This window comes from Acidovorax sp. (genome assembly GCF_046291265.1).
Taxonomy (GTDB): domain Bacteria; phylum Pseudomonadota; class Gammaproteobacteria; order Burkholderiales; family Burkholderiaceae_C; genus Acidovorax.
Window position 1 is genome coordinate 33,061 of the sequence record NZ_JBKBTV010000015.1, and the last position, 19,816, is coordinate 52,876.

The 19,816-nt window shown below is 64.3% G+C and carries 18 protein-coding genes; 16 read left to right on the plus strand and 2 right to left on the minus strand.

Annotated features, from left to right (window positions below; translation table 11 throughout):
• Positions 1-16 precede the first annotated feature (16 nt).
• Positions 17-1,219, minus strand: coding sequence for an MFS transporter (locus ACK41V_RS08150; protein WP_409780396.1), 1,203 nt, complete (start codon positions 1,217-1,219; stop codon positions 17-19).
• A 114-nt stretch (positions 1,220-1,333) separates the two neighbouring features.
• Between ACK41V_RS08150 and ACK41V_RS08155 the strand changes: the two genes are divergently transcribed.
• Positions 1,334-2,218: a LysR substrate-binding domain-containing protein gene (locus tag ACK41V_RS08155; RefSeq protein WP_409780399.1), complete on the plus strand. Its 885-nt coding sequence runs from the start codon at positions 1,334-1,336 to the stop codon at positions 2,216-2,218.
• An 11-nt stretch (positions 2,219-2,229) separates the two neighbouring features.
• Here the strand turns inward: ACK41V_RS08155 and ACK41V_RS08160 are convergent, their stop codons facing one another.
• Positions 2,230-2,934: a glutathione S-transferase N-terminal domain-containing protein gene (locus ACK41V_RS08160; RefSeq protein WP_409780401.1), complete on the minus strand. Its 705-nt coding sequence runs from the start codon at positions 2,932-2,934 to the stop codon at positions 2,230-2,232.
• 115 nt (positions 2,935-3,049) lie between these two features.
• Here ACK41V_RS08160 and dapF point away from each other — a divergent pair, with 115 nt between their 5' ends.
• The 15 genes from dapF to murF all read left to right on the plus strand — a co-directional run bounded on the left by dapF (position 3,050) and on the right by murF (position 19,797).
• Entirely contained in the window at positions 3,050-3,931 is an 882-nt protein-coding gene (gene dapF / locus ACK41V_RS08165; protein WP_409780403.1) for a diaminopimelate epimerase, read from the plus strand.
• Positions 3,928-4,620 carry a DUF484 family protein gene (locus ACK41V_RS08170; RefSeq protein ID WP_409780405.1) on the plus strand — a complete coding sequence of 231 codons (693 nt, stop codon included), beginning with the start codon at positions 3,928-3,930 and terminating at the stop codon, positions 4,618-4,620. The genes dapF and ACK41V_RS08170 overlap by 4 nt, the downstream gene beginning before the upstream one ends.
• Positions 4,621-4,663: 43 nt before the next feature.
• Positions 4,664-5,632: a tyrosine recombinase XerC gene (locus tag ACK41V_RS08175; protein WP_409780408.1), complete on the plus strand. Its 969-nt coding sequence runs from the start codon at positions 4,664-4,666 to the stop codon at positions 5,630-5,632.
• 108 nt (positions 5,633-5,740) lie between these two features.
• The gene (locus ACK41V_RS08180) at positions 5,741-6,970 is read left to right on the plus strand and encodes a class I SAM-dependent rRNA methyltransferase (RefSeq protein WP_409780411.1); all 1,230 of its coding nucleotides are present in this window, start codon (positions 5,741-5,743) and stop codon (positions 6,968-6,970) included.
• Positions 6,971-7,148: 178 nt separating this feature from the next.
• Positions 7,149-8,216: a CobW family GTP-binding protein gene (locus ACK41V_RS08185; protein ID WP_409780413.1), complete on the plus strand. Its 1,068-nt coding sequence runs from the start codon at positions 7,149-7,151 to the stop codon at positions 8,214-8,216.
• Positions 8,217-8,398: 182 nt separating this feature from the next.
• Positions 8,399-9,196, plus strand: coding sequence for an RNA polymerase-binding protein DksA (gene dksA / locus ACK41V_RS08190; RefSeq protein ID WP_409780416.1), 798 nt, complete (start codon positions 8,399-8,401; stop codon positions 9,194-9,196).
• A gap of 49 nt (positions 9,197-9,245) precedes the next feature.
• Positions 9,246-10,985, plus strand: coding sequence for an STAS domain-containing protein (locus ACK41V_RS08195; protein WP_409780419.1), 1,740 nt, complete (start codon positions 9,246-9,248; stop codon positions 10,983-10,985).
• 123 nt (positions 10,986-11,108) lie between these two features.
• Positions 11,109-11,675 (plus strand): ATP-dependent protease subunit HslV, encoded by a 567-nt coding sequence (gene hslV / locus ACK41V_RS08200; protein WP_409780422.1) that lies wholly within the window; start codon positions 11,109-11,111, stop codon positions 11,673-11,675.
• A 106-nt stretch (positions 11,676-11,781) separates the two neighbouring features.
• Positions 11,782-13,107: an ATP-dependent protease ATPase subunit HslU gene (gene hslU, locus ACK41V_RS08205; RefSeq protein WP_409780424.1), complete on the plus strand. Its 1,326-nt coding sequence runs from the start codon at positions 11,782-11,784 to the stop codon at positions 13,105-13,107.
• A gap of 252 nt (positions 13,108-13,359) precedes the next feature.
• Positions 13,360-13,788, plus strand: coding sequence for a division/cell wall cluster transcriptional repressor MraZ (mraZ, locus tag ACK41V_RS08210; protein ID WP_409780427.1), 429 nt, complete (start codon positions 13,360-13,362; stop codon positions 13,786-13,788).
• A gap of 8 nt (positions 13,789-13,796) precedes the next feature.
• Positions 13,797-14,723, plus strand: a complete 927-nt coding sequence (gene rsmH, locus ACK41V_RS08215) for a 16S rRNA (cytosine(1402)-N(4))-methyltransferase RsmH (protein WP_409780430.1) — start codon at positions 13,797-13,799, stop codon at positions 14,721-14,723.
• A gap of 4 nt (positions 14,724-14,727) precedes the next feature.
• Positions 14,728-15,060 (plus strand): cell division protein FtsL, encoded by a 333-nt coding sequence (ftsL, locus tag ACK41V_RS08220; RefSeq protein ID WP_409780433.1) that lies wholly within the window; start codon positions 14,728-14,730, stop codon positions 15,058-15,060.
• The gene (locus tag ACK41V_RS08225; protein WP_409780435.1) at positions 15,057-16,802 is read left to right on the plus strand and encodes a peptidoglycan D,D-transpeptidase FtsI family protein; all 1,746 of its coding nucleotides are present in this window, start codon (positions 15,057-15,059) and stop codon (positions 16,800-16,802) included. Before ftsL ends, ACK41V_RS08225 begins: the two co-directional genes overlap by 4 nt.
• A complete protein-coding gene (locus tag ACK41V_RS08230; protein ID WP_409780438.1) occupies positions 16,799-18,307 on the plus strand; it encodes a UDP-N-acetylmuramoyl-L-alanyl-D-glutamate--2,6-diaminopimelate ligase in 1,509 nt (502 codons plus the stop codon). The genes ACK41V_RS08225 and ACK41V_RS08230 overlap by 4 nt, the downstream gene beginning before the upstream one ends.
• Positions 18,304-19,797: a UDP-N-acetylmuramoyl-tripeptide--D-alanyl-D-alanine ligase gene (gene murF / locus ACK41V_RS08235; protein ID WP_409780440.1), complete on the plus strand. Its 1,494-nt coding sequence runs from the start codon at positions 18,304-18,306 to the stop codon at positions 19,795-19,797. The genes ACK41V_RS08230 and murF overlap by 4 nt, the downstream gene beginning before the upstream one ends.
• The last annotated feature ends 19 nt before the right edge of the window (positions 19,798-19,816 follow it).

Here is a 19,816-nt window from a genome sequence, read left to right on the forward strand (position 1 = left end):
TTCAATAAAGTAGAAATCAGTGGCCCACGGGCACGGGCCCGCTGCTGCGCACAGGGATGCCGCTGCGCTTGTCCAGCACCCCGCTCCATTGCGTGAGCGCTAGCGACACCAGTACCACCAGTGCGCCAATCCACGGCGTGTGTTGCAGGCCCCAGTGCGTCACGATCACCCCACCGGCCCAAGCGGCACCCGCAATGCCCAGGTTGAAGGCCGCGATGTTCAGACCCGACGCGACATCCACCGCCTGGGGCGTGAAACGCTCGGCCTGCTTGACCACATACACCTGCAGGCCGGGCACATTGCCAAACGCCACAGCACCCCAGAGCAGCACGGTGGCGAGTGCCAGCCACGGGTAGGGCGCGGTGAACTGCAGCAGCAACAGAACAGCAGCCAGCAGCGCAAAGATGATGCGCAGCGCCGGGATGGGCCCCAGCCGGTCGGCCAGCTTGCCGCCCCAGAGGTTGCCCGCGGCCACCGACACGCCGTACACCAGCATCACCCAACCCACCGCGCTGGCGCTGAAGCCCGAGATGTCGGTGAGGATGGGTGCAAGAAAGGTGAAGGGGATGAAGGTGCCGCCGTAGCCGATGGCCGTCTTGGCATACACCAGCAGCAGGCGGGGTTCGGCCAGCACCTTGGCCTGCTGCAGCAGCGAGGCGGGTGGGGTGTGGGCGATGTTGCGCGGCACGAAGAGTGCGCTGCCGATGAAGGCGACCACGCCCAGGGCCGAGACGGCCAAAAAGGTCTCGCGCCAGCCGAAGTGCTGGCCGATGAAGGTGCCCAGCGGCACCCCGGTGACCAGCGCCACCGTAAGCCCGGTGAACATGATGGCAATGGCGCTGGCGGCCTTCTCGCGCGGAACCAGGCCCGTGGCGATGGTCGAGCCGATGGAGAAGAACACCCCGTGCGCCAGGCCGGTGAGGATGCGCGCGGCCACCAGCGATTCGTAGCTCGGTGCCTGCCAGGCCAGCAGGTTGCCGGCGGTGAACAGCGCCATCAGCGACAGCAGCAGCGCCTTGCGCGGCAGCTTGCCGGTGAGGGCCGTGAGCACCGGGGCGCCGACGGCGACCCCCAGGGCATACAGGCTCACCAGCAGGCCCGCCGAGGGGATGCTGATGGACAGGTCGGCCGCCACGGTGGGCAGCAAACCAACGATCACGAACTCGGTCGTGCCGATGGCAAAAGCGCTGAGCGTCAGCGCGAGCAAGGCAATGGGCATGGAAACACTCCTGTGGGGATGCAGGGAAGTGTCGGGTTTGCAGCCTTGCAGAAAAAGACGGTTGCAAGCCATAGATAGTTGATTTGAAATCAACAATCGGCGAGCATTGCGCCCATGAAAACCACCCTGGAAGAGTTGCAGGCCTTCGTGGCCGTGGTCGACGGCGGCTCCATCACGGCGGCGGCGGACCAGTTGGGGCAGACGGTTTCGGGCATCAGCCGGGCCCTTGGGCGCCTGGAAAGGAAGCTGGAGACCACACTGCTGCGGCGCACCCCGCGCCGCACCGAGCTGACCGAGGAGGGCCAGGCCTTTCTGCTGCGCACCCGCGCCATCCTCGCGTCCATCGACGATGCCGAGGAGCACATGGCCGCGCGCCGCCAGCAGCCCGCGGGCCGACTGCGCGTGAACGCTGCCACGCCCTTTATGCTGCACGCCGTGGTGCCGTTGGTACCGGCGTTCCGTGCGGCCTACCCGCAGATCACGCTGGAACTCCATACCGACGAGATGTACATCGACCTGCTGGAGCGGCGCACGGACATCGCCATCCGCATCGGCCAATTGCGCGACTCGACCCTGCATGCGCGCCCGCTGTGCACCAGCCGCCTGCGCGTGCTGGCCAGCCCGGAGTACCTGGCGCGCGCCGGCAAGCCCAAAAGCGTGGCCGACTTGGCTGGACACACGTTGCTGGGCTTCAATGAGCCCGAGTCGCTCAACCGCTGGCCGCTGCGCGGCGCGCATGGGGACGAATGGCCCATCGTGCCCAGCCTCACGGCATCGAGCGGCGAAACCCTGCGCCAATTGGCGCTGGAGCACGTAGGCCTGGTGTGCCTGTCGGATTTCATGACCGCAGCCGACCGCGAGGCCGGCCGCCTGGTGCAGGTGCTGGCGCGCGACACGGTCGAGGTGCGCCAGCCCATCAACGCGGTTTACTACCGCAACACGCAACTGGCCGCACGCATTGCGTGCTTCCTGGATTTCCTCCAGGAGCGCATGCGTTAAGCAATGACCGCTCAGCCGCGCGCGGGGATGTTCAAGCCCTTGACCACGGCAGGGCGTGCCACGAACACATCAAGCACGCGCTTCAGTTCCGTGAACTGATCGAACTCCACCAGGTCACCCGCGCCATAAAAGCCGATCAGGTTGCGCACCCACGGCAGGATGGCGATGTCGGCGATGGTGTACTGGTCGCCCATCACCCACTGGCGGCCCGCCAGGCGCTGGTTCAGCACGCCCAGCAGGCGCTTGGACTCGGCCACGTAGCGGTCGCGCGGGCGCTTGTCCTCATAGTCCTTGCCCGCAAACTTGTGAAAGAACCCCAGCTGACCCAGCATCGGCCCCAGACCGCCCATCTGCCACATCACCCACTGGATGGTTTCGTAGCGCGCAGCGGCATCCTGCGGAATCAGCTGGCCGGTCTTGTCCGCCAGGTACAGCAGGATGGCGCCCGACTCGAACAGCGCCAGTGGCTGGCCGCCCGGGCCGTTCGGGTCCAGGATGGCCGGGATCTTGTTGTTGGGGTTGAGCGACAGGAACTCGGGCGAGGTCTGGTCGTTGGTGTCAAAGCTCACCAGGTGCGGCTCGTACGGCAGGCCCAGCTCTTCGAGCGCAATCGACACCTTCACGCCATTGGGCGTGGGCAGCGAATACAGCTGGAGGCGGTCTGGGTGCTGTGCGGGCCATTTCTGGGTGATGGCGAAGGCGGAAAGATCGGGCATGAAGAGTCCTTGGCGGGTGGCGACCACAGCGGCGCCAAAAGAGCGCAAGCCTAGTCCGGTGGTGAAACCGGCGCAGTCCGAGGTTATTCAGGCACCACCGACGATAATCCGGCGGATGCAGATTCGCTTCACCAAAATGCAGGGCGCGGGCAACGATTTCGTGGTGCTCGACGAAACCCAGGGCCGCCTGGGTCTCAGCGCCGGGCAATACCGCTTTCTGGCCGATCGCCACTTCGGCGTGGGGGCCGACCAGATCCTCACCGTCCGACCTTCTCCTGCCGAAGGCATCGACTTTGAATACGTGATCCACAACGCCGACGGCGGCGAGGTGGAGCAGTGTGGCAACGGCGCCCGCTGCTTTGCGCGCTTTGTGCACGACAAGGGCCTGTCGGGCAAAGACACCCTGCGTGTGTTGACCAAAGGCGGCGTGATCGCTCCCCGTCTCACGCCCGATGGCCGCGTCACCGTGGACATGGGCCAGCCGCAGTTCGAGCCCGCACAGGTGCCGTTTGATGCCAGCGGATTGAGCCCCGTGGGGCAAGGTTTAGGGCAAAAATGGCCTCTAGCGCTTGATGGTAAAGCGCTGATAGCTACTGTTTTGGTAGCGGTTGCCTCCATGGGCAACCCCCACGCCGTGCAGTTGGTCGACGACGTGGACACCGCTCCCGTGCAGGAGACCGGCCCGCTGATCGAAAACCACGTGCGTTTCCCCCAGCGTGTGAACGCAGGCTTTTTGCAGATCGTGGACCGCACCCATGTGCGGCTGCGCGTGTTCGAACGCGGCGTGGGCGAAACCCTGGCTTGCGGCACCGGCGCCTGCGCGGCGGTGGCGGTGGGCATCCGCCTGGGCCTGCTCGACAACGAGGTGCAGGTGGACACGCGCGGCGGCCGCCTCACCATTGCCTGGAGCGGTGCCGACCCCGATTCCGTTTTCATGACCGGCCCCGCCACCACGGTGTTTGAAGGCCAGATCGACATTCCTGACACCACTCTATGACGACCTCCCACATCCCCCCGATCACCGAAGACGACATCGCCCAGTTCCTCACCAACACGCCGGGGTTCTTCGAGCGCCATGCAGAGGTGCTGGCCAGCGTGCAGATCACCAGCCCCCACGGTGCCCGCGCCGTGAGCCTGCAAGAGCGCCAGGCCGAAATGCTGCGCGAGAAGATCAAGGGCCTGGAGCAGCGCATCATGGAAATGGTGCGCAACAGCACCGAAAACGCCGCCATTGCCAACAAGGTCCACCAATGGACCGGCAGCCTGCTGCAGGTGCGCGACCCGTTCGACCTGCCCCAGGCGGTGGTGGATGGCGTCCGTACCTTGTTTGATGTGCCCCAGGCTGCGGTGCGCGTGTGGGAGGTGGCCGCGCCGTACATCGACGCCGACTTCACCCAGGGCGCCAGCGAAGACGCCCGCGCGTTTGCCTCGTCGCTCACCATGCCGTTCTGCGGCCCCAACCTGGGGTTTGAACCCGCCGCCTGGCTGGCCAATGAGGCGGGCGAACCCGCCCAGTCGTTGGCCCTGCTGCCGCTGCGCGCAGGTGCCATCGACAGCGCCACGCCCGCGTTTGGCCTGCTGGTGCTGGGCTCGCAAGACCCGCAGCGGTTTGACGCCACGATGGGCACCGAATTTCTGTCGCGCATGGCTGAGCTTGCCAGCGCAGCACTGCTGCGGCTGAAGTAGCCCGCAAGCCAGCACAGACGCGGCGGCGGCTCGGCCACGGCAAATGTCTGAAACGCCCACCACGCTCGACCCGCACGTCCTGCGCTATCTAGAGCATGTGCGCGTCGAAAAGCGGCTGGCGGCGCGCACGCTCATCCTCTACACCCTGGACCTCGAAAAGCTCGCGCAGTTTGCGGCGGGCGTGAATGTGCCGTTGCTGCAACTGCAGACCGCGCACATCCGCCGTTTTGTGGCGCAGATGCACAGCGGCGGGCGCAGTGGCCGGGGCATTGCGCTCATCCTGTCGGGCTGGCGCGGGTTTTTCGTTTGGGCGGGGCGGCAGGGGCTGATTCCGCACAACCCCGTGCAGGATGTGCGCGCCCCCAAGGCCCCCAAGCCCTTGCCCAAAGCGCTGGGTGTGGACGATGCCGTGCGCTTGGCAGAGTTTGACAACACGGGCGCAGACCCCTGGCTGGAAGCGCGGGACGCCGCCATGGTCGAACTGCTGTACGGCTGTGGCCTGCGCGTAGGCGAACTGGCCGGGCTCGAGGCCATTCCCAACGCCGACACCCAACGCCTGGGCCGTGGCTGGGTGGACCTGCAGGCAGGCGAGGCCCATGTGTTCGGCAAAGGCAGCAAGCGCCGCAGCGTGCCCGTGGGGCGCGCGGCCACCGAGGCGCTGCAGGTCTGGCTGCAGCTGCGGGCCACACCGTTCGGCGGCGAAGGATCTGCGCGGCTCGACACGGCACTGTTTGTCGGCCAGCGCGGCAAGCGGCTCACCGCGCAGTCGATCTGGCTGCGCCTGCGCCAGCGCAGCCAGCAAGCGGGGCTGACGACGCCCGTGCACCCGCACATGCTGCGCCACTCATTTGCCAGCCACCTGCTGCAAAGCAGCGGCGACCTGCGCGCGGTGCAGGAGTTGCTCGGCCACGCCAACATCACCACCACACAGGTTTACACGCGGCTTGACTTTCAGCATCTGGCCAAGGTGTACGACGCCGCCCACCCGCGGGCGAGAAAGAAGTCTCCCTGAGCGGTTGAGTCGCGTCCCGCCAGGGTGCCGCACCCGGTGGCCCGGCAAAGTCAGTCGACGGGAGCACTGGCATCAGCACAGGGCGGTGTTCACGCGACAATCGTGCCCATGAAAATCCTTCGCCTCCGCCCCGGCAAAGAGCGCTCGCTCTTGCGCCGCCACCCCTGGATCTTTGAATCGGCCATCGCCAAAGGCGGCGGCGACAGCGGCGAGACCGTGCGTGTGGAGTCGCACGAAGGCCAGTTCCTAGCCTGGGCCGCCTACAGCCCCAGCTCGCGCATCCGCGCGCGGGTGTGGAGCTTTGATGAGGCGCAGCGCATTGATGCTCCGTTTTTCATAGCTGCTTGCGCACGTTCCATCATCGCCAGAGCCCGTTTTGATGTGCAAAGCGATGGTGTGCGCCTGGTGCACGGCGAATCTGACGGCCTGCCCGGGCTCATCGTGGACCGCTATGGCGATACCTTGGTGGCGCAGTTCACCAGCGCGGGCACCGAGCGCTGGAAGGACGTGATCGCCGACGCCCTGCTGCGCGAAACGGGCCTGACCCAACTGTATGAACGCTCGGACGCCAGCGTGCGCGCGCTGGAAGGCCTGGAGCCCGCCACGGGCTGGCTGCGCGGTGGCACGCCAGCACACGCGGGCGACGCACCGCCGCCGCTGGAGCTGTCCATCCACGAACACCAGTGGCGCCTGACCCTCAACATCGCCGAGGGCCACAAGACCGGCTTCTACCTGGACCAGCGCGACAGCCGCAAGCGTTTTGCCGACTACGCGCAACGCCTGGGGTTCAAGCACGTGCTCAACTGCTTTTGCTACACCGGTGGCTTCAGCGTGGCGGCGCTGGCGGGCATGCGCGCGGCGGGCGCCGCGACCGATGGCCATGTGACGTCCATCGACTCGTCCGCCCCTGCCCTGGAGCGCGCCCGTGCCCACGTGGCGCTCAACGGGTTTGACCCGAACCGCGCCAGCTTCATGGATGCCGATGTGAACGCCTCGCTGCGCCAATTCCTCAAAGAAGGCCAGCGTTTCGACGCCATCGTGCTCGACCCGCCCAAGTTCGCCCCCACCGCCGCACACGCCGAGCGGGCAGCCCGCGCCTACAAGGACATCAACCGGCTGGCGCTGCAGCTGCTGACCCCGGGCGGCGTGCTGTTCACCTTCTCGTGTTCGGGCGGCATCAGCGCCGACCTGTTCCACAAGATCGTGGCCTCGGCGGGCGCGGATGCGGGCGTGGACGGCTACATCCTGGAGCGCCTGGGCGGCGCGCCCGACCACCCCATGACACTGGAGTTCCCGGAGGGCGAGTACCTCAAGGGGCTGGTGGTGATGCGGAAATAATGGTGTTTTAGGCCTCTAGCGCTTATCTATAAAGCGCTGATAGCTATTAAATTGGTAGTATCCGTGCGGCAACAATGACAGCCCTGCGCCGCTAAACTCCCTACCTTTGCGGACCCCGGCACCCTAGGTTTCCTAGGGCACCGCGGTGGCGCACATTGCAAACCACAAGGCTGTTTTCATGTCCCTCATCCCCGTCACCATCCTTACCGGCTTTTTGGGCTCTGGCAAAACGACGCTGCTCAAGCGCCTGCTGAGCGAGGCCCATGGCCAGAAGATCGCCGTGATCGAAAACGAATTCGGCGAAGAGAACATCGACAACGAGATTCTGGTGACCGAGACCAAGGAGCAGATCGTGCAGATGAGCAACGGCTGCATCTGCTGCACCATCCGCGAAGACCTGCGCGAAACGCTGCAGTTGCTGGCCGCCAAGAAACGCAAGGGCTTGCTCGACTTTGAGCGCATCGTGATCGAAACCACCGGCGTCGCCGACCCGGGCCCGGTGGCGCAGACCTTCTTCATGGACGAAGAGATCGCCGAGACGTACCTGATCGACTCCATCATCACGTTGGTCGACGCCAAACATGCACCGCAGCAACTGAACGACCGCCAGGAGGCGCGCCGCCAGGTGGGTTTTGCAGACCAGATTTTCCTGTCCAAGACGGATCTGGTCTCCAAGGAGGAAACCGACGCGCTGATCCATCGCCTGAAACACATGAACCCGCGCGCCCCGATGAAGGCAGTGCATTTTGGCGAGGTGCCGCTCAAGGAGGTGCTGGACCTGCGGGGCTTTAACCTCAATGCCAAGCTGGATATCGACCCGGATTTCCTCAAGGAAGAGGAAGCGCATGACCACGGCCATGACCACCACGATCACGCGGAGGGCGAGCACTGCGACCATCCCTCGCACAAGCATGGCGATGGCGGCCACGGGCATCACCACCACCATGACGATGATGTGAAGAGCTTTGTCTACCGCTCGGACCGTCCGTTCGATCCGGCCAAGCTCGAAGATTTTCTGGGTGCAATTGTCAACATTTATGGCCCGCGCATGCTGCGCTACAAGGGCGTACTGAATATGAAGGGCACTGAGCGCAAGGTGATCTTCCAGGGCGTGCACCAGCTCATGGGCAGCGATCTGGGCCCCCAGTGGGCCGAGGGCGAGGTCCGCACCAGCAAGATGGTTTTCATCGGTATCGACCTGCCCAAGGACATCTTCCTGCAGGGGCTGGAACAAAGCCTTGTCTGACGGTTCCTGTCATTGCCTGACGGCATGTGTTGTCCAGCGGCTTTGTGTTGTATCTGCAACGTTTCCGTTTGCGTCAGTAGAGGTCGATACAATCGCGCCCCGGTAAAACCCCGGAAGGCTTGCCACCCGCCCTTGGCCGCGAAAGCAGCTAGGGCCCGCCCGTATTGCGAGGAGACCAGGAAGTGAAAGCCGACACCAGCAAACCCAAGGGAGCCACCAAGGCCACCCCTGCCGCGGCGAAAAGCGCCGCCGCCCCAGCGGCACCCAAAGCTGCTGCGAAGGCCACTGCCAAGGCTGCTGCGGCACCCAAGGCGACTGCAACCCCAGCCGCGGCGGCACCCGCTGCGGCCCCTGTCCTGCAAGCAGGCTCACAGGTACCCGTGCGCACAACCCGGCCTTCTTCCCGATTGGCCCAATTGACCGTACCATCCATGGCACAGGCAGTGGCTTCGACCGCCGCCAAAGCCAGTTATCAACACACCATGCCCACGACTGCGCAAGTGCATCCGACTTTCACGGCTGCAAAAAAAGACCCCAAGCTGGCGAACAACTGGAAAACCAAGTCCGCCGCTGAGCTGACCGATGCGGAAGTCACGGCCATGCCTGACAGCGAGTACATGAACGAAAAGCAGATGGCATTCTTTCGCCTCAAGCTCGTTCAGCTCAAGCAAGAAATCCACAACAGTGCAGGCGAAACCACCGAGCATCTGCGTGAAGACACCGTCGTGGTGCCCGATCCGGCCGACCGCGCCACCATCGAAGAAGAACACGCCCTGGAGCTGCGCACCCGCGACCGCGAACGCAAGCTGCTCAAGAAGATTGAGCAATCCATCGGCCGCATCGACTCGGGTGACTACGGCTATTGCGACGAAACCGGTGAGCCCATTGGTGTGGGCCGCCTGATTGCCCGTCCCACCGCGACGCTGTCGCTGGAAGCCCAGCAGCGCCGCGAACTCAAGCAGAAGATGTTTGGTGATTGATCTGGCCAGCCGGCCCGTTCGCACTGAGCACACCCCTGCACCCTGAGCCATGAGCAAGGAAGAAACCACCCCCGGAGGCCTGCTGTCGAAGGTGGTTCGGTTCGTGAAGAACCCGACGGTGAACTGGACCGAGCTGGATTCGATCCAGGACGACCGGGAGAGCCAGTACAGCAAGCAGATGCTCAAGGAAATGATCGAGCGCAAGCGCCGCAATGATTTTGTGCGGCGCCGCGAGTTCGATCAGCTGCGCAAGCTGCGCCAGCGCGAGGTGCTGCAGGGTCAGCGCGTCGAAGACGCTGCAGGTCGGCCCTCGTTCTTTCAGAGCAGCATGGCCTCGCCCGATGAGCGCGCCGTCACGCTCAAGAAGATCGACGAGATCGAAGCGCAGATGTCGCAGCAGTGGTGGAAGAGCAAACAAGGCGCTGACGCCCCCACCCAGCCGGGCGTGATGCCCGAGTCGAGCACCGAAGAAGGCAGTGAATCGGCACACGCCCGTGCTTACGCGCCCACAGCGCCCGGCAGCCTGCCTGCCCCGCTGGAGAACAAAGCCGCTGTCCAGCCCCTGTTTGCAGACGACAGCATGGCCATTGGCCGGTTTGGCGGCGCGGATGCGCAAATGAACGCCAACAGCCCGGATGAAGCATCCTTCAGCCCTGCGGTGACTGCGACAAAACCCGCGCCCGCATTCGAACCGGAGGAATTCGTGCACGAACCCGATCTAGAAGAAGCCGCCATCCGGTTTGCCAATGGTGACCATGCAGGTGCCGAGTCCGGCCTGATGGACGTTTTGGCTCAGCACCAGCAGGATGCGCCTGAGCAACAGCTCGAAATCTGGATGACGCTGTTCGACCTGTACCGCGCCACTGGACAACACGACCGGTTTGACACGTTGGCCATTGACTTTGCGGCCCAGTACAGCCGGTCTGCACCGCTGTGGTTCTCCATGCTGGAGCAACTGGGCATGGCGGCCGCGGTGGAGCCTGCCGCCGGTGCTGCGGCGGGTGTGGTGCGCAAGGATTTCAGCTGGAACGCCCCGCCCACATTGGCGGTGTCGTCTGTGGCTGCGCTGCAGGCATCGCTGGCCCGCTCGGCTTCCCCGTGGACCTTGTCCTGGGCGCGCCTCACCGGCATTGACGAGGCTGCTGTGCCACTGATGGCCGACCAGTTCACCCTTTGGGCGGACCGCGAGGGGCAGTTGGTCTTCTCGGGGGTCGAAAAGCTCAACGCCCTGCTGGACGCCAAGGCCCAGTCTGGTGATCGGTCCACCAGCCCCGAATGGTGGAGGCTGCGCATGGCGGCACTGCGCCTTATGGGCAAGGCGGACGAGTTTGAGATGGTGGCGCTGGACTACTGCGTGACCTACGAGGTCTCGCCCCCATCCTGGGTGTCTCCGCGTTGCGGATATTCGGACAACGAAGGCGGAACCTCGGGCGCCGCTCCGCTGGCGGCCGACAGCGACTTTGGGCCGTCAGACTTGGGCGAGATGTCGATGCCAGCCCCGCTGGACGCCGGGCCTGTGGCTCAGCTCAGTGGTCACATCGATGGCGACGCGACCCCGCTGCTGGAGCCGTTTCAGGCGTTTCTGCGCCCCGGCGTGCCGCTCACCATTGCGTGCGACAAGCTCATTCGCGTGGACTTTGCAGCCGCTGGTTCGGTGCTCAACTGGGCTGCCGAGCAACAAGGCCATGGCCACGTCATCCAGTTCCAGAACCTGCAGCGGCTGGTGGCGATTTTCTTCAACGTGATCGGCATCAACGAACACGCCTGGGTGGTTCCGCGCAAGAACTAGCCCCTTGTGCTGTGCTTTGACGCGGGATAGTGCCAAAGCTGCAACTGCAGGCCCGTGTTGTGCCCGTGGTGTTGTGGCAGCTTGCGCTTGCAAAATGAGTGGCAACCCTCATCTGCCGCAGCTATGGATTCATCACAAGACAACCATCCGGTGTTTCACGGCACCACCATCCTGAGCGTACGCCGCCAGACGCCCCAGGGCGTGCAAGTGGCCATTGGCGGTGACGGTCAGGTCACCCTGGGCAACATCGTCGTCAAGGGCACGGCCCGCAAGGTGCGCAAGCTGCACCATGGCAAGGTGCTGGCGGGTTTTGCGGGCGCCACGGCCGATGCATTCACCCTGTTCGAGCGCTTTGAAGCCAAGCTCGACAAACACCAGGGCCACTTGGTGCGGGCGGCCATTGAGCTCACCAAAGACTGGCGCACCGACCGCGTGCTGCGCCGCCTCGAAGCCATGCTGGCAGTGGCTGACTTGGAAGCCTCGCTCATCATCACTGGCAACGGCGACGTGCTGGAGCCCGAGCAGGGCATTGTGGCGATTGGATCGGGCGGCGCCTATGCACACTCGGCCGCCAAGGCGCTGCTCAACCACACCGATCTCTCTGCACAGGACGTCGTCAAGAAGTCGCTGGAGATTGCGGGCGAGTTGTGCATCTACACCAACATGAACCACACCATCGAGACCCTTTAGGTCGGCTTGTAGTTTGCCGGTCGGTAGACCGCTTTTGATACGTTTTTGATAGCTGCTAGCGCTTGATGGATAAGCGCTAGAGCCCAATTTGACTGGAATTTTCGCCATGTCGTCCATGACCCCCCAGGAAATCGTCTCCGAACTGGACCACCACATCGTGGGCCAGGCCAGCGCCAAACGCGCCGTGGCCATTGCGTTGCGCAACCGCTGGCGCCGCCAGCAGGTTGAAGGCAGCCTGCGCCAGGAGATCACACCCAAGAACATCCTCATGATCGGCCCCACCGGCGTGGGCAAGACCGAGATCGCGCGCCGCCTGGCCAAGTTGGCCGACGCGCCGTTCATCAAGGTCGAAGCCACCAAGTTCACCGAGGTGGGCTATGTGGGCAAGGATGTGGATTCGATCATCCGCGACCTGGCCGAAATGGCCGTCAAGCAGACGCGCGAGTCCGAAATGAAGAAGGTGCGCACCCGCGCCGAGGACGCCGCCGAAGAGCGCATTCTGGATGTGCTGGTGCCAACGGCCCGCGCCGCCGCGAGCACCGAGCCCGTGGCCGACAACACCGCACGTCAGGTGTTCCGCAAGAAGCTGCGCGAAGGCCTGTTGAACGACAAGGAGATCGAGATCGACCTGGCCGAAGGGCGTCCGCAACTCGAAATCATGGGCCCGCAAGGCATGGAAGAAATGGCGGAGCAACTGCGCGGCATGTTCAGCCAGATGGGCCAGGACAAGCGCCACACCCGCAAGCTCAAGATCGCCGAGGCGTTGAAGCTGCTCACCGACGAAGAGGCCGGCAAGCTGGTCAACGAGGAAGAAATCAAGGCCCGCGCCGTGGCGAACGCCGAGCAGAACGGGATCGTCTTCATCGACGAGATCGACAAGGTGGCCGCGCGCCAGGAGTCCAGCGGCGCCGATATCTCGCGCCAAGGTGTGCAACGCGACCTGCTACCGTTGGTGGAGGGCACCACGGTGACCACCAAGTACGGGCTGATCAAGACAGATCACATCCTGTTCATTGCGTCCGGCGCTTTTCACCTGTCCAAGCCCAGCGACCTGATTCCGGAACTGCAGGGGCGTTTCCCGATCCGTGTGGAGCTGGAGTCGCTGTCGGTGAAGGACTTTGAGGCCATCCTCACGCAGACCCACGCCTCGCTGGTCAAGCAATACCAGGCCTTGCTGGCCACCGAAGGCGTGACGCTGGAGTTTGTGCCCGAAGGCATCACCCGGCTGGCGCACATTGCGTTTGAGGTGAACGAGCGCACCGAAAACATCGGCGCGCGCCGCCTTTCGACGGTGATGGAGCGCTTGCTGGACGAGGTGAGTTTTGATGCCACGCGCTTGTCGGGCCAGACCATCACCATTGATGCTGCCTATGTGGATGGCCGCCTGCAGGCCCTGAGCCAGGACGAAGATCTGTCGCGCTACATCCTGTGACCACTCGGTCAAGCCTTGAGAGGTCACTTTCATAGGCTTCCGTAAGTGCTTATTTTTCAACGACTTTTAGTTCTTGATCGGCTGCAGAGTCGCGCCTAAGTCGTTGATTTCATTACAAAAGTTTGGTGTGCACCCCCTTGTTCGGCGTGCTTTTCCTGCTACAGTGCAAAAAAGTGCAATTAAGTGGTGAAAAGTGCCCTCTAGGCCCGTTGCACGGGCCGACGAGGATTCAACCGAGTTGGGAATCTGTCCGTGTTTCAAGGTGCCTCGTCGCTGAGTCTCGATGCGAAGGGTCGGCTGTCTGTGCCGACCCGGCATCGTGACGTCCTGGCGGCCACCGCGGCGGGTCAGCTCACCATCACCAAACACCCGCACGGTTGCCTCATGGTTTTTCCCCGCCCCGAGTGGGAAAAGTTTCGTGAGCGCATTGCCCAACTGCCCATGTCTGCCCAGTGGTGGAAGCGCATCTTTCTCGGCAACGCCATGGATGTAGACATGGATGCCACCGGCCGTGTGCTGGTTTCTCCCGAGCTGCGTGAAGCAGCCGGTATCTCCAAAGACACCATGCTGCTGGGCATGGGCAACCATTTCGAACTCTGGGACAAGGCCACCTACGACGCGCAGGAAGCCAAAGCCATGCAGGGCGACATGCCGGATGTCTTCAAGGACTTCTCCTTTTGAGCGCGCCTGTGACCTCCACTCCTTTGCAACACACCACCGTTCTGCTGAATGAAGCGGTAGACGGCCTCCTGGGCGGCGCGGGCCCTGAGCCTGCTGGCACCTGGGTGGACGCGACCTTCGGGCGCGGCGGGCACTCTCGCCTGATCCTGCTCAGGCTAGGGCCAGAGGGTCGCCTTGTGGCCTTTGACAAGGACCTGGAAGCCATCGCCGAAGCAACGCGCATCACCGATGCGCGTTTTTCCATTCGGCACGAAGGATTTCGCCACCTGGCCGACCTGCCTGCGGGCAGCGCTGCGGGTGTGCTGATGGACCTGGGGGTGAGCTCGCCCCAGATCGACAGCCCCGAGCGGGGCTTCAGCTTTCGTTTTGACGGCCCGCTGGACATGCGCATGGATACCACGCGCGGTGAAAGCGTGGCCGATTGGTTGGCCACGGCCGAAGTCGGTCAGATTGCGGAGGTGATACGTGACTACGGTGAAGAACGGTTTGCTGGCCCCATTGCAAAGGCGATTGTTGCGAGGCGCGAAGAGCGGGGTCCTCTTGCAACCACCGCAGAACTGGCCGATCTCGTGGCTGGCACGGTCAAAACCCGCGAAGCGGGCCAGAACCCTGCAACGCGCACATTTCAAGCTCTTCGGATTTTCATCAACGCCGAGCTTGAAGAGCTGCAACAGGCGCTAGAGGCCAGCCTCTCGGTACTGCAGCCGGGCGGGCGGCTGGTGGTCATCAGTTTTCACTCGCTCGAAGACCGCATCGTCAAACAGTTCATTGCCAAACACTCCAAGGAGGTCTACGACCGCCGCGCGCCCTTTGCGGCGCCCCAGGCCATGAAGCTTGTGGCCCTGGACCGCATCAAGCCCAGCGCCGCCGAAGTGGCGGCCAACCCCCGCTCGCGCAGCGCCATCATGCGCGTTGCTGAGCGTACGGCGCTTTGACGGCATGACTCGTCTCAACCTCGTTCTGCTGCTGGCGGTCCTGGCCAGTGCGATCTATCTGGTGCACACCCAGTATGAATCGCGCCGCCTGTTCACCGAGCTGGACCGGGCGACGGCTGAGGCGCGACGCCTGGAGACAGAGCACCAGCGCCTGCAGGTGGAAAAACGTGCGCAGGCCACGCCGCTGCGGGTAGAAAAAATTGCGCGTGCCCAGCTCAACATGCGCACAGCCACGCCGGCCATCACGCAGTACGTTTCGGACCCACAAGGTGTGGCAGCGGCATCGGCGGCTGCTACCACCGGCACCCCCGCCCGTCCGGAAGGGGTGCAGCCATGAGCCGCAGCGTGCTCTATACCTCCAGCCCTTTGCTTGCCAGCAAAACGCCGGTGTGGCGCAGCAAATTCATTGTGGCGGCGATTGCGCTGGGTTTTATGGCCCTGGGCGCGCGGGCTGCCTATGTGCAGGTGTTTGGCAATGCCTTCTTTCAGCGCCAGGGTGAGGTGCGTTTTGCGCGCACGCTGGAGCTGCCCGCCAACCGCGGAAAAATTCTGGATCGCAACGGGCTCATCCTGGCATCCAGCGTGCCAGCGGCCAGCATCTGGGCCATTCCAGAAGATGTAGACCAGGACAAGCCAGAAGTTCGCGCCAAGCTCAAGCAACTGGCCAAGCTGCTTGACATGCCACAGGCCGACCTGCAAAAGAAGCTGGCCGACGAGGACAAGACGTTTGTCTGGATCCAGCGCCAGCTCGATTGGGATGTGGGCCAGCAGATTGCCAAGCTCGACATCAAAGGCATCTATCAGCGCAAGGAATACAAGCGCCAGTACCCCGAAGGCGAAGCAGCGGCCCATGTCGTGGGCTTCACCAATGTCGAAGACCACGGCCAGGAAGGCATGGAGCTGGCCTTCAACGACCAGCTGGCGGGCAAAGCCGGGTCGCGCCGCGTGATCAAAGACCGCCTGGGCCGCGTGGTGGAGGGTGTGGGCGAAACCGTTCCACCCGTCGACGGCAAGGACATGCAACTGTCCATCGACAGCAAGGTGCAGTTTTTTGCGTACCAGAAGCTGCGTGACCAGGTGGCATTGCACAAAGCCAAGGCGGGCAGCGTGGTGGTGCTGGATGCGCACACGGGCGAAGTGCTGGCGTTGGCCAACTACCCCAGTTACGTGCCCGATAAGCGCCAGAACCTGACGGGCGAGCAGCTGCGAAACCGCGCGCTCACCGACGTGTTCGAACCAGGCTCGACGATGAAGCCGTTCACTATCGGCCTTGCACTTGAGTCCGGTCGCGTGCGGCCCGACACGGTTGTGGACACCAACCCTGGCCGCATCAACATTACCGGTTCCACCATCACCGATACCAAGAACCACGGGGTGCTGACGGTGGAAGGCGTGATTCAGAAGTCGAGCAACGTGGGCACCACCAAGATCGCCATGCAAATGCCTGCGCGCGAGATGTGGGAGACCTTCTCGGCGGCGGGCTTCGGGCAAAAACCTCAGCTGCATTTCCCCGGTGTGGTGACGGGTCGACTGCGCGCCTACAAGACCTGGCGCCCGGTGGAGCAGGCCACGATGTCCTACGGCTACGGCCTCTCAGCCAGCCTGTTCCAGATGGCGCGTTCGTACACCGTGTTCGCCAATGGTGGGCGCGTGATTCCGTCCACCATGCTCAAGAGCGATGACATCGCCGTGGGCGTGCCCGTGTTCTCAGAACGCACAGCCGACCAGGTGCGCAAGATGCTGCAGATGGCGGCAGGCCCGGGCGGTACCGGTCAAAAAGCGCAAACCCTGGGCTACTCGGTCGGTGGCAAGTCAGGCACGGCGCGCAAACAGATTGGCAAAACGTATGCGTCGGGCAAGTACCGCGCCTGGTTCACCGGCATGGCGCCCATCGATAAGCCGCGCATCATCGTGGCCGTGATGATTGATGAGCCCAACAACGGCGTGTACTACGGCGGTGCGGTGGCCGCCCCCGTGTTCAGTGAAGTGGTTCAGCAGACGCTGCGCATGATGGGCGTGCAGCCGGACATGGCGGTCAAGCCGCAGATCGTGGCCGATGCGGTGGAGGAGTCGCTGTGACGAGCACACTGCCCTTGCTGGAGACGGTGCACGACGCCGCTGCCTGGTTGCGCGAGACGGTGACCGGCACGCTGCAGACCGACAGCCGCCAAGTCCGGCCCGGTGACGGCTTCATTGCCTGGCCAGGCGCGGCCACCGATGGCCGCGCGCACATTGGCGATGCCCTGGCGCGCGGCGCCGCGGCCTGTCTGGTTGAGCATGAAGGCGCCGAAGCCTTTGCGCTCCACGGCATGCCCGTGGCGGCCCTGCGCGGCTTGAAGGCCGCGACGGGCCTCATTGCGGCCGACTGGTTCAACCAACCTACGCAGCGCCTGGATGTGGTGGCCGTGACAGGTACCAATGGCAAGACCAGCACCAGCTGGTGGCTGGCCGAAGCGCTCAATACGCTATCAAAAAATGAGCTTATTTCGCAAGGTGGCTGTGCGCTGGTGGGCACTTTGGGCATGGGTGTGCCGCCCACGCTGACCCCCACTGGTATGACCACCCCCGACCCGGTGCGTCTGCAGCGCGCCTTCCTGCAGTTTGCAGATGAAGGGCGCTCCGCCTGCGCCATCGAGGCCTCGTCCATCGGTCTGGCCGAGCACCGCATGGCGGGCACGCGCATCCGCGTCGCTTTGTTCACCAATTTCACACAGGACCACCTGGACTACCACCCCAGCATGACGGCCTACTGGCAGGCCAAGAGCGCGCTCTTCGACTGGCCCGGTTTACAGGCTGCCGTGATCAACACGGACGATCCGCGAGGCGCAGAGCTGCATGCCACGCTGGCCGACCGCCCGCTGGACCTGTGGAACATTTCCATCACCGGCCCGGCCCGCCTGGCCGCGCGCGACATTGGCATGGGTGAGGGCGGGCTGCGCTTTACCGTGGCAGAAGGCGTGCACACCCATGTGCTGCAGACGCGCGTGATCGGGCAGTACAACGTCTCCAACCTGCTGGGCGTGTTGGCAGCGCTGCGCGCGCTGGGTGTGCCGCTGGAGCACGCGCTTTACGCCTGTGCCCAGCTCTCGCCGGTGCCGGGCCGCATGGAGCAGATCCACAGCCCGGGGCTGCCCCTGGTGGCAGTGGACTACGCCCACACCCCTGACGCGCTGGAGAAAGCGCTGCAGGCCCTGCGCCCTCTGGCGGCCGAGCGCGGAGGCCAGCTGTGGTGCGTGTTTGGCTGTGGTGGTGACCGTGATGCCAGCAAACGCCCGTTGATGGGGGCCGTGGCGCAGCAGCAGGCCGATCGGGTGCTGGTGACCAGCGACAACCCACGCAGCGAAGACCCGGCCGCCATCCTGCACCAGATTCTGCAAGGCACCATTGCCAGCAGCGTGGTGCGCGCCGAACCCGACCGCGCCGCCGCCATTGCACAGGCCGTGGCCGAGGCCGCGCCCGCCGACGTGGTGCTGATCGCGGGCAAAGGCCACGAAGACACCCAGGAATCAGCCGGTGTGCGCCTGCCGTTTTCCGACAAGGCCCACGCGCAAAGCGCGCTGCAAGCCCGAGGAGTCAGCACATGAGCCTGACCACCACCACCACCGCAGCGCCGACCACGGTGATGACCTTGCAGCAGGCGCTCGCATGGCTGCAGCCGCATGTGCCCGCCGCCCGCCTGGTGGGTGACCCCGCCACGCCCCTGGCCCGGGTCCATACCGACACCCGCAGCTTGCAGGCGGGTGACCTTTTTGTGGCGCTCAAGGGCGAGCGTTTTGACGCCAATGCTTTCTTGTCGGACGCGCGCACCGGTGGAGCTGCCGCGGCATTGGCCCATGGCGGGCTGGAGGCGGCAGGACTGCCGGGCATCGAGGTGCCCAACAGCCTTGCCGCGTTGGGCGCGCTGGCTGCCGGGTGGCGTGCGCAATTTAGCCTTCCGCTGATTGGCGTGACCGGCAGCAATGGAAAGACCACCGTGACGCAGATGATCGCGTCCATCCTGCGCGCCTGGAAAGGCGATGCCGCTTTCGCGACGCAGGGCAATTTCAACAACGACATCGGCGTGCCGTTGATGCTGCTGCGCCTGCGCAGCACCCATGGGGCTGCGGTGATCGAGATGGGCATGAACCATCCGGGGGAAATCGCCACTTTGGCAGCGATGACGCAATCCACTGTGGCGCTGGTCAACAACGCGCAGCGCGAACACCTGGAATTCATGCACACGGTAGAGGCCGTGGCGCGCGAAAACGGGTCGGTGTTTGCCAGCTTGCCCGTGGATGGCACCGCAGTTTTTCCGGCTGCCGACGAATACACCGCGCTCTGGCGCTCGCTGGCCGCTGGCCGCGCGTGCCTTACCTTTGGGCCAGGCGGCGAGGTGGATTGCACCCACGCGCAGTGGCAGCAGGGCGCCTGGGCCGTGACCATCGCGACGCCACAGGGCCGTGTCGACGCCCGCTTGCACATTGCAGGCCGCCACAACGTGGCCAATGCGCTGGCCGCAGCCGCCTGCGCCCAGGCAGCGGGTGCCCCGTTGACCGCTATTGCGCAGGGGTTGACCACTTTCACCCCGATCAAAGGCCGCTCCCGCGCCTTCAGCGTGAACGTGTCTGGCCGCCAGATCACCGTGGTGGACGACACCTACAACGCCAACCCTGACTCCATGCGCGCTGCCATCGACGTGCTGGCCGAGCTTCCTGCACCCCAGCTGCTGGTGCTGGGCGACATGGGTGAGGTGGGCGATCAGGGCCCTCAGTTCCACGCCGAAGCCGGGTCGCATGCGCGCAACGCAGGCATACCCCAGCTGTTTGCACTGGGCGAGCAATCGGTACACGCCGCGTCTGCCTATGTTGCCTATGGCGGTGCCCGGCATTTCAACGATATGGGCGCACTGCTGTTGGCGGTGCGCGAAGCCCTGCCCACGGTGGGTAGCGTGCTGGTCAAGGGATCGAGATTCATGAAGATGGAACAGGTAGTAGAGGCCATTGCGGCCCTGGCTACCGCCGATGTGCAGTCGCAAGAACAACAACAAAAACAGTCCAACGAGACACAGGAGGGACACCATGGCGCAACGCATTGATATCGCTCGCGCGGTGACA